At 61.3% G+C, this 10,307-nt stretch carries 7 protein-coding genes and 1 pseudogene; 6 read left to right on the forward strand and 2 right to left on the reverse strand.

The genetic code is table 11. The annotated features are described in order from the left end of the window. A partial coding sequence (locus tag AB0L53_RS58945; RefSeq protein ID WP_364015763.1) for a group II intron maturase-specific domain-containing protein occupies positions 1–681 on the forward strand: 681 nt, incomplete at its 5' end. Positions 682–923: 242 nt separating this feature from the next. After that, positions 924–1,178, forward strand: a complete 255-nt coding sequence (locus AB0L53_RS58950) for a hypothetical protein (protein WP_364015766.1) — start codon at positions 924–926, stop codon at positions 1,176–1,178. Between the two features lie 171 nt (positions 1,179–1,349). Here AB0L53_RS58950 and AB0L53_RS58955 read toward each other — a convergent pair whose 3' ends face one another. Continuing rightward, a complete protein-coding gene (locus AB0L53_RS58955) occupies positions 1,350–5,576 on the reverse strand; it encodes a tetratricopeptide repeat protein (RefSeq protein ID WP_364015768.1) in 4,227 nt (1,408 codons plus the stop codon). After that, positions 5,551–5,910: a hypothetical protein gene (locus AB0L53_RS58960; RefSeq protein ID WP_358340895.1), complete on the reverse strand. Its 360-nt coding sequence runs from the start codon at positions 5,908–5,910 to the stop codon at positions 5,551–5,553. The genes AB0L53_RS58955 and AB0L53_RS58960 overlap by 26 nt, the downstream gene beginning before the upstream one ends. Positions 5,911–6,540: 630 nt before the next feature. Here AB0L53_RS58960 and AB0L53_RS58965 point away from each other — a divergent pair. The 4 genes and pseudogenes from AB0L53_RS58965 to istB all read left to right on the forward strand — a co-directional run bounded on the left by AB0L53_RS58965 (position 6,541) and on the right by istB (position 10,193). Further along, the gene (locus tag AB0L53_RS58965; protein ID WP_364015772.1) at positions 6,541–7,044 is read left to right on the forward strand and encodes a transposase family protein; all 504 of its coding nucleotides are present in this window, start codon (positions 6,541–6,543) and stop codon (positions 7,042–7,044) included. After that, positions 7,041–7,799, forward strand: a complete 759-nt coding sequence (locus tag AB0L53_RS58970) for a hypothetical protein (protein WP_364015775.1) — start codon at positions 7,041–7,043, stop codon at positions 7,797–7,799. The genes AB0L53_RS58965 and AB0L53_RS58970 overlap by 4 nt, the downstream gene beginning before the upstream one ends. A gap of 167 nt (positions 7,800–7,966) precedes the next feature. After that, positions 7,967–9,444 (forward strand): annotated as a pseudogene (gene istA, locus AB0L53_RS58975) (IS21 family transposase). Then, on the forward strand, positions 9,441–10,193 hold the full coding sequence (gene istB / locus AB0L53_RS58980; RefSeq protein ID WP_364015777.1) for an IS21-like element helper ATPase IstB: 753 nt from the start codon (positions 9,441–9,443) through the stop codon (positions 10,191–10,193). The pseudogene istA and the gene istB overlap by 4 nt, the downstream one beginning before the upstream one ends. Positions 10,194–10,307 lie beyond the last annotated feature (114 nt).

Below are 10,307 nucleotides of genomic sequence, written 5' to 3' on the forward strand. Positions count from 1 at the left end.
CACCAGGAGGCGATGGCCACGGTCCGGCAGCGCGACAACAGGCGTCAACGTGGGGTGGCGAACTGGCGGCTGGTCCGCTACGCCGATGACTGGGTTGCCTTGGTCAACGGCACCCGCCACGACGCCGAACGGCTGAGGGAGCAGGCGGCCGCGGTGCTGGCCCCGATGGGCTTGCGCTTATCGGAGGCCAAGACCTCGGTCACCCACATCGATGACGGGTTCGTCTTCCTGGGGCACCACATCCAGCGGCGCCGCAAACGAGGAACCCGGAAGTGGACCGTCTACACCTACCCGAGCAAGAAGGCGATCAACACGGTGATCGCCAAGGTGCGGGCGCTGATCCATCCAGGACAGCCTGACCTGAGAACCCTGTTGATCCGCGTGAACGCGGTGATCCGGGGCTGGTGCAACTACTTCCGGCACGGCTCGTCCAAACGGACGTTCAGCTATCTGGGCCACTATGTCTGGCACCGCCTCTACTGGTGGCTGCGCAAGCGGCACGGTGGCATGTCGTGGAGGAAGGTGCGGACCCGGCTGCTCAACAACAGCTGGGAGATCTCCGCACAGGGAATCGTCCTGCTGGACGCGGCATCGCTGCCGGCCACCCGGTATCGCTGGCGCGCCTGGGACATCCCGACACCCTGGTCACGGCGAACAACAGAGCCATCCCCAGCGGCATGAACCTGTGGAGAGCCCGGTGCGGTGAAAGTCGCACGCCGGGTTCGGAGGGCGGGCCGGAGAAACGGACCAGTCGCAAGGCTGGCACCGCGCTCCGGTCCGACCCCACAACTCCTGAATGCCCGCCTTGGGAGAGACGGTGATCAGGCACCATCGGCTCGCCCCTGACCTGCACATACGTGGTCTAGCAATCTCGAAGTCGTCAAGACCATTCCGCAGATATTCCCTAGTTGGAATGCCCGTAGATGCGAAGCAAGCTCGAATACAAGCCGGACTGGAGCCAACAGTACGCCCATCAGGCAGGACGATCACGCTCGTCGTCAGACGCGGCCCGAGGTCCGAAAGGGTTGTGCGGCTGTCGCCATAAGCCGGTGGAAGCCGACATCGTCGTCAGTGGCGCTTCACGCAGCCGTCTGATCCAAGGGAACGGCATGAGCGTGGTCGACGATGTCACGGCTTGCGCGGACGGCAGATCGGACCTGGCGCGTGTGCTCGTGTGAGACGTGGTGGCCGTACGGCGCTGCCGTACGGCAGCGAGAGGACTTCGCTCACACACCTTCCAGCTTCTCTCAGCCCGACAACTCATGTCTGTCACATTCCACATGTAATGAAGCGGATCTCTGCATTTGGTTTGCTGGGCTGCACCGCTCCTTCTCCGTAACAGCTACCCCTTACCGGACCACACCGCAGCAGTGCTTGAACTTTCTTCCGGTGGCAGGGGTGCAAACGCACCGATGATTCTGTGCAGGGTGATTTACCGCTAGGGGAACGACCGCAAAAACAAGGCGACCTCGCATTGCAGCGTCGATTAAATGGTTTGGACTCTCCCAGCTCATACCTTGAAGGTTATGTCCGATCATTACTCCAAGAACGCCTTCGGACGTGCTCTCGTACCAAATCGGCAGGAAGCTGAGAGGTGCATCAACGAGAACGGATCTGCCATGAACTGTAAGGCACATTCGTCCGTTATTCAGTGTAGCAAGAATTCTTTCATTTTGATTGCTCTGTGCAAGCTCAACCTGAACCTGACCCGTGCGCTCATTCACTTTTACGTGCGTGAAGTCATGTGCCGCCAGCCAATCGAGGTATGTATCGCTATATCCGTGCTTGTCGGCAGATTGAACTAGGTGCGGGATGTCGACAATGATGTTTGGTATGTACTTGTCCCCTACAGGTAGAAGCGAGCATTCGATCTCTACATTAAGGATGCCAGTGGGAGCTGCTTCATTTATCGCCACGACGGCAGACGGTCCACATCGTGGATGACACAGCTTCAGCCAGACTGCAGCTGCGTTATCCCCGGCATGCAGGAGGTGAACGAGATTAGCCTCAGCTTCGAGTGCGACGGGTTGTCTGCAAACAAAACAGTTATGTCGCGAAACGCTGAGATGGTGGAGTATCCCCTCGATTGATATATCGGGAAGGCTCTCTTTTACGTCGCTTGAAATATTGATCCGTCTTCCAGGGAGCTGATATTTACTTCCAAGGAACTGATATGCTTGCTTTGGAGGTTCGAGCGCTCTTTCAAGAAATGCGCCGGCAGGTGAATGGCGATTCTTCTGGAGGAGTTCTGAGACCCTGTCAGACAGCTCTGAAGGGCTAGAACAGCCTTGGTCGAGTTCGAGGCCAAGCATTCTGAGCATGACCTTGCGCTCGGCGTCCACATCATTAATTTCGGCATACAGATGTTGCGCATTTTCAAGGAGCTGTCGTGCTCGATCCAGTTTTCCTCGCTCCACGAAGATCTGGGCCTGATCAGTACGCAACACTGCAAGCAAGTGTTTGTCTCGTAGCGGCGCGGCAATTCTGGCTGCCTCATTGAAACGCTTTTCCGCTTCGCTAAGGCGGCCCCTCTTCGCATGCTCGACTCCAAGGCAGCGCAGGACCGTAGCTCTGGCTGCTTTGTCCTGAAGTCGAGTGGCCAGTTTAAGGGCCTTCTTGTAGCCCTCCAAGGCTTCCTTGTCCTCCCCTGACGCGGAAAGGCACGTGGAGAGATTGATGAGATGAGCCAGGAGCAAGGGGGGATCGAGGGTTTCTCTTGCTACGCGTATGCACTCTCTATATTTGACTGCCGCCTGTTCGAACTCGTCTTGGCGTGCCAAGACGTTTGCGAGAACCCCGAGAGACTCGGCAATTCCCTGAGCTCGTCCCAGTTGTTCGGACCGTTTCAGGGCATACTCGGCTTCGACGGCCGCCTCGGCAAACATTCCACGGCTTGAGAGTACGGTTGCTAGCTGACGTTTGACCGCAATGAGAGCGGGGTCGCTGGAGCCAGGCCCAAGCTCTTGTTCCGCTAGACGAAGCTGCTGGAGTGCTTCATCTCCGCGCCCGATGCGATAATAGGCATGACTTAGAACTGCTCGAGTTTCTGCGGCATCAGGCGCGCCGGGAATGCCTTGGATAAGATCTAGCGCTTCCTCCAAGACGCCTGCAGCCTTCTCCCACTCGCCTTGGTGACTCCAGTACTTCGAGAACTGCTGAAGGGCTTGAGCGATCAAGAATGAGCTTCCAGACTGCGCGGCGACACCTAGAGCTCTAGCAAAGCTCTCCTTAGCGCGTTCAAGCTCGGCTACATTCACCCACAATGATCCGAGGTTTACGAGTGAAACCACGGCCGCTTGGGCATCACAAAGAGTCTCCGCCAACTGGCGGCTCTCTTCGTAATGCTGAGCTGCTACGCCTGGACGACCAATCACCCGATAGACGCTCCCGAGATGAGTCAACGCGGCTTGCTGGCCAGATACTTCTTCTAGCTCTTGGAAAACCGCAAGCGCCTGCTCGTAGTCATTGATGGCGTCTTCCGTATTTCCTGTCGCCTCTGCGACGCGACCCTTGAGTAGCAGAGAGCCCGCTTCGCCGGAAGGGTCACCTACGGATCGATGCTCTAGCAACGATCGGTCGACGAATTCCCGCGCCTCGTTCGGCCTTGCAAGCTCGAGATTAATAAGCCCGAGATTCCCGAGGATATCGGCCTGCAACATGCGGCTTCTGACTTGCTTCGCAACTGCCAGTGCGTGCTGCAAAAGCTTCTCAGCCTTTTGGAGTCGCCCAGTCCGAAGCATGCAGTCTGCTAGACCCGATAGTGCGGCCGCGATCCCATATCTGTCGTCGCCCTGCCGAAGGATCTTGAGAAGTGTTTTATAGACCTTTATGGCTTCGACTGGCTGTGACTCTGCCTGAAGTCTGACGATGCAGTACAGCGCACTGGCAGCGAGACTTGGATCACCTATATCGCTTGACAGCTCGAAGGCATTACGAAGATTTGTTTCGCCTGCAGCGATGTCGCCTAGCCTTATATTGGCATTGCCAATGTTCAACTGAGCTCGGGCGCGCCAGTGCTCGTTTGATGTGAATTGAGCCGCTGTGAGAGTGAGCTCATTTGTGTGAAGAAGTGCCCTCCACCGGCTCCGCGCTCGATATAGAACTTCAGATGAAAAGGTGAGACGAGACACGAGCTCCCACTCACCAAGCTCCGCCGCCTGTTGTGTAATAGCTAGAAGATTGTCCAGGTCATCCTTGAGGTACGGATTTCCTTCGCCTTCGTCTGGCGAGCTATTCATACCTGGCGTTGTCCGTGGGTCAATGCGAGCGCCTAGGATGGTGGCTGTATCAAGGTACGCGTGACCGAGTGCGATTAGGGCTTCGTGTCTCACCCGGGACGTGTCAATCTCGGCGCTTAGCGTTAGTGCGTAATTATGAAGCAAGTCGTGAATGCGAAAACGCTCTGGACCGATCTGCTCAAGTAGGCCTTGCTCGACGAGGTCGTCTAGCATTTCCTCTGCGTCGAGCGTTTCCGTGCCTGAAACTCCAGAAGCTAGCACGCTAATCACGGTCGCAGCTATGTGAGTCTTGATGCTACCTGTTGGATGGAGTCCAAGCGCCCGGAATGCCTGCGCGCGGGACTCTGGAAGGTCTGAATATGTCACCTCGAAGGCCGTTCGAATGGAGAGATCCCCTGCCCGCAGCGCCTGCAGTCGCCTCTTCTTATCGCTCAGAACGCTTGCGATCTTGTCGGCAGTTAGATGGGGACGCGAGAGAGCCTTTGCTGATACTAAATGCAGAGCGAGTGGAAGATTCCCACACAGGTCAGCTAGTTCGTTCACCTGCTCCTGGGATGAGAACCGGGATTCTCCGATCCTTGTCGTCAGGTATGAAGCTGCCTCTGAAGACTCTAGAGTATCTAGGTGTAGGTGGTGAACTTCCGATGTCTGCAAGCCGCTGAGGCGGGATCGACTTGTGCAGATGAGGAGCGATCCAGTCGGAATAGGAAGCAAACTGCGTAGCTGCCGCTCCTGGGAGATATTATCAATCACCAGGAGTATGCGTCGACTGGATAGTATGGATCGAGCTACCCCGACTCTTCCAGCTTGCGACTGCGGTAGTTGTGAGCCGTGCTGCCCCAATGCCAGGAGGACCGCTTCTAACAGGTCTTCCGGCTCAGCATGATCTTCTCGACTAAGAGTGAGAAAGGTCTGCCCTCCGGGGTAGTTGTCCTTGATGGCGTGTGCGAGCACAACGGCGAGGGCTGTCTTTCCTACCCCTGGTGCTCCAGTTATCGCGAGAGTGGGTGCGGGAGATTTCTGAGTCGAATTCTTCAGATCCTGGATCTCTTTGGAGCGTCCAATAAAGTTGCCTGGCGGGTTTGGCAGGGGTGGCGGAGGGAGTGGTTGGCTGTGGGCGGCATGGATATTTATTGTCTGCGCCTGCCCGATGTTCACGGCCTTATCTATGTGGCTATGGGCTCCAATGCTAATGCCAGCCGCGAACGGCGCGCCGGGAGTGGGTGGGCGATGCGTGACGACGTAGGACTCGTTGGAGTGTGAGTGATCACCAGATGAATCCGCCTGCCGGCTGTTCATTGACCCACTCCAGCTAGAAATTGACATCCCGTTCAACATTGTGAATGTATACGGCCTTGCCTACGCGAGCGTTATCCCCAATCGCGATGCCAATCGCGTGATAGTTCCGCTGAGTAAGGTTCAGGAAATCTCTCGCCATTTGAGAGAGATCGTTGTCTACACGCATTATATGGTGAAGTTGAGCAGTTACTCCTTCGATGGTTTCGGCCTGGACTTTGTTGTCCATGGGAGTAATTCCCAACCGCTGTCTGAGCCTGTTTGCGAGCTGGACCATCCTGCTCCATGCGGCGTTGCCAGCTTGCGTTGCGTACGCCTCCCACGCCTTGGTGGCCAGAAGGGTGGCCGCGCTGGTTGCGATGATCTCAGAATCCATCTTGATCCTTTTCTATGGTTTGACGGATCTCCTTCATACAAGACGCCTCCGACAACTCGTGGGTACCCGGTCGTCTATGTAACCTCCTGGTAAGCAAGATTCCGCTAATCTGCATTTATGTACCTATATGCATATTGCCATCCTGTTTGTCGGGTGACGTGGGCTTTTCCTCGAGCTCCCAGGGCTCTGATTGCCTCGTACGCCGTCGACCCCCCGCGAAGCGGCGGGCAGGCCCGTGGCGGCGGGTCAAACTCGGCTTCGCGTGTACGTTCGCCGGTCGCCGTTCCTCGGTCATGGGATGCCAGGGGGTCACAGCCGGGCTTGACCCGTTGTCGCCGGTCTGCTGGGCTTGTCCGGGTGGATGGCGTGCGAGGTGATCAGGACCTACCTCAGCCACTCTTCCACGTGCACGTCCGCATGATGATCACCTCGGGGTCGGAGATCTCCGTGTCCGTGGCCATGTAAAAGTGGCTCTGGCGCAAAGTGTGTGCCGCGATCACGGACAGTAGGGATGCTCTTCCCCGCATTGATCGCGATGAGGTAACAAGCTGGACATGAGCGTGGGCCACTCCGTGATGATCGGGTTCGACCAAGAACGTAATCATCGACAGAGCGGCCGCGGAGTTCATTGTGCAGCATGCCGTGTCCCCGGCAGGCCAAGCCTGCCTACAGATCCTCTTCCCCCACCTGGCCGAGCTGGTCGTCGAGGAACTGGTTGATCGCGGCGGTTATGTGCTGGTCAAAGCACGCACCGGGAGGGCACCCGTGAGCTGTCCAGGATGCGGGCAGTCCTCGACCCGGCTACACGGGCACTACCGGCGGCTGCTGCAGGACCTGCCTGCCGGCGGACGTCAGGTCCTGGTCGATCTGACCGTACGGCGGCTGAAATGCCGGAACATGACGTGCAAGGTCCGCACGTTCGCCGAGCCGATCAGCGGCGTAGTCGAGCGGCACGCGCGCAGCACCCGCATGCTGCGGCGCATGCTGGAGCACCTGGCCTTGGCGCTGGCCGGACGGGCCGCTTCTCGACTGCTGAGCATGCTCGGCGTCATAGTGTCCCGGGACACCATGATCCAATTTCTAAAAAGATCTTGTGAGAAATCAAGATACATGCTGTCAATGGAGGCAGAATGACCACGAAACTGTCCTTCGAGGGCAACTGGCGCGCAACGGTGACGGACGATCCGCTGCACATCACCCCCCGCTTCATGGGCGACTCCGTGGATGTCACGCCGAATGTGGACGTGCAGGAGCGTGAGCGGTTCCTCGCGCATACCTTCGGTAGCCAGGACTGGCTGTGGGACACGCCTGACGTCTTCCGGTTCGACCCAGACAGCCGGAAGCTGGTCGGGGCCGAACTCCATATGCCGTACGTGACCGCTGGCGCCGAGACCTCCACGCGTCTTCCCATTATGCCCGCCGTACGCCAGGGCGGGCTCCGCGCGGACGAGGTCCGAGACTTCCGGCATGAGACGTGCACGGTGCTGTACCGCGCTCCCGGGGACGCCATGCTGATCTGTCTGCGCGACCTCGACGTCCTCGACGAGCCGCTGGAGGCCCGCATCGGCATCGCCCCCGACGTGGCGCTCCTCGCCCAGCACGGCACCGTCGTCGGCTGGAGTTTCACCGACCCCGCACGGCACCTGACCACCCCGTTCGCCGACCCCGACCCCAACCCGCCGTCGCCTGTCACCCGTAGGCTGCTCACCGAATGCCTGGACCTGGTCACCTCGCCTCTGGTCGACGACGTGGTGGACGGCAAACCGGCCGCCCTGACCCGCCTCTGCGCAGCCGACAAGGCTCTGCGCGCCCGCCATGAGGACCGGAACCGGGCCGACGCCCTGCTCGGCCTGATCGCCAACTACGTGCAGGACTACGGGAACTGCTGACGGTCGTGTCAACGGTCTTTGAGATTCGAGGTCACCACTGATGGCCGGTTTAGGTCCCCACTTCTCCTTCGCGCTGTTCGCGTGTCGTGAGGAGGGGTGTGCCCTGAGCGGTGATCGTGACGGTGTCAGCCAGTCACGTGATCACCGCTCAGGGGGTCTGCCCGGCCATGAAGTCTTCGGGGGAAGTCATGGACATCATCGCCGCCTACCGCGAGGTAGGCACCTATCGCGGGGCCGCCGAGATGTGCGGCACCACGCACAAGACCGTCAAACGCATCATCGAGCGGGCGCTGGCCGGGGACAAGCCGCCGGGCCGCAGACGGCGGGAGCACAACTTCGACACGGTCGCCGATCTGGTGGCCGAGAAGGTCCAGAGCACGGCCGGGAAGATGTCGGCCAAACGGCTGCTGCCCCTGGCCCAGGCCGCCGGCTATGCCGGGTCGGCGCGCAACTTCCGCCGCTTGGTCGCCGAGGCGAAGAAGACGTGGCGGCGTGATCATCATCGCGGCCGGCGACCGGCGGTCTGGACGCCGGGCGAGATGCTCGTCATCGACTGGGGGGATGCGGGCGGCGGGCTGCACGTGTTCTGCGCTGTGCTGGCCTGGTCAAGGGTCCGCTTCGTGCGCTTCGCCGACAACGAGCGGGCCGCCACCACGCTGGCGTTGCTGGCCGAATGCTTCGAGGAACTCGGCGGGGTGCCCAAGGTGGTGCTGGCCGACCGGATGGGCTGTCTGAAGGGCGGCGTGGTCGCCAACAAGGTCATCCCCACCAGCGACTACGTGCGCTTCGCCACCCATTACGCCTTCCGGCCCGATTGGTGCGAGGCCGCCGATCCGGAATCGAAGGGCATCGTGGAGCACCTGGTCGGCTATGCCAAGCGTGATCTGGTCGTGCCGCAGGCGCCCTTCGACGACCTGCTCGCCGCCAACGTGGCCGCCCGCCAGTGGTGCGCCGAGGTCAACACGGTGACGCATTCGGAGATCTGCGCCGTCCCGGCCGAGCGGCTGGCCGGCGAGCGTGACCTGCTGACCGCGCTGCCGTCGCTGCGGCCGGCGATCGGCAAGGCTCCGGTCACCCGCAAGGTCGACCGGCTCTCCTGCGTGCGGTTCGGCTCGGCCCGCTACTCGGTGCCGACCCGGCTGATCGGCGCCCGCGTGGCGGTGGCCGAGCAGCAGGGCAGGCTGCTCATCTGCGACCTGGCCACCGGCGAGATCGTCGCCGACCATCAGGCGGTCGCGCCCGGGGAGGCGTCGGTGGCCGATGAGCACTACGGCGGCCCCCGGCCCGCTCCCCGCCGCGCCGCCCGGCCCCGGACCGCGGCGGAGAAGGCGTTCCTGGCGCTCGGCCCGGCCGCCGAGTCGTTCCTGACCGGCTCGGCCGCCTCGGGCAACACCCGGCTGGCAGGCGATCTGATCGAGCTGGCCGCGCTGCAGGCCGCGCACGGCGAGCCGCGCTCATCGCGGCGCTGGAACGGGCGGTGACCTTCCGCCGCTGGCGAGCCGAGGACGTCCGCTCGATCCTGGCCGCCGGCGCCGGGACCCCGCAGCCGGCCCCTGCCGGGGATGCGCTGGTCCTGGAGCTGCCGCCGGTCCCGACCCGGTCGCTGACCGAGTACACCCTGGACAAGATCGGACAAGTGTCATGACCGCGCCCGCACCCGCGCCGCTGGCCGCCGACCTCGACGGCGGGCTGCGCCGCCTGAAGCTGTCCACCATCCGCAGGTTGGCACCCGAACTGCTGGTCACCGCCCGCACGCAGCGCTGGAACCCCGAGGAGTTCCTGCGCACCCTCATCGACGCCGAACTGGCGGCACGTGATGCCTCCAACGCCCGCGCCCGGATGAAGGCCGCCGCCTTCCCCGTGCTCAAGACCATCGAAGAATTCGACGTCGCCGCCTCCTCGATCCCGAAGGCGACCTTCGACTACCTCGCCTCGCTGGAGTGGATCCGCGCGGCGGAGAACTATTGCGCGGTCGGCCCGGCCGGCACCGGCAAATCCCACAGCCTCATCGCGCTGGGCGTCGCCGCCATCCAGGCCGGACACAAGGTCCGGTACTTCACCGCCGCCGAACTGGTCGAAACCCTCTACCGGGGGCTGGCCGACAACTCCGTCGGCCGGGTGATCGAGAACCTGCTGCGCGCCGACCTGATCGTCATCGACGAAGTCGGGTTCGCCCCGCTCGATGACACCGGCGCCCAGCTGCTGTTCCGGTTCGTCGCCGCCGCCTACGAGCGCCGCGCGCTCGGTATCGGCTCACACTGGCCCTTCGACCAGTGGGGACGCTTCCTGCCCGAACACACCACCGCCGTCAGCCTGCTGGACCGGCTTTTGCACCACAGCATCGTCGTGGTCACCGAAGGCGAGTCCTTCCGGACTTCCGTCTACGTTCGGTGATCATTTCCACACCTAGAGTGGCTCTGCCAAGATTTCCGTGGTGACAGATTGTGCTGTTCTATCCACACTCCGCTGTTCTGGATGCAACCGTGAACGGTGTGTAACCGTGACATG

It is taken from the genome of Nonomuraea sp. NPDC052129 (assembly GCF_040680095.1).
Taxonomy (GTDB): domain Bacteria; phylum Actinomycetota; class Actinomycetes; order Streptosporangiales; family Streptosporangiaceae; genus Nonomuraea.

Coding starts and splice junctions, on each gene's coding strand:
- AB0L53_RS58970 (WP_364015775.1), top strand. CDS start 7,041: ATGACCACGAAACTGTCCTTCGAGGGCAACTGGCGCGCAACGGTGACG.
- istB (WP_364015777.1), top strand. CDS start 9,441: ATGACCGCGCCCGCACCCGCGCCGCTGGCCGCCGACCTCGACGGCGGG.
- AB0L53_RS58955 (WP_364015768.1), bottom strand. CDS start 5,576: ATGTTGAACGGGATGTCAATTTCTAGCTGGAGTGGGTCAATGAACAGC.
- AB0L53_RS58960 (WP_358340895.1), bottom strand. CDS start 5,910: ATGGATTCTGAGATCATCGCAACCAGCGCGGCCACCCTTCTGGCCACC.
- AB0L53_RS58950 (WP_364015766.1), top strand. CDS start 924: ATGCGAAGCAAGCTCGAATACAAGCCGGACTGGAGCCAACAGTACGCC.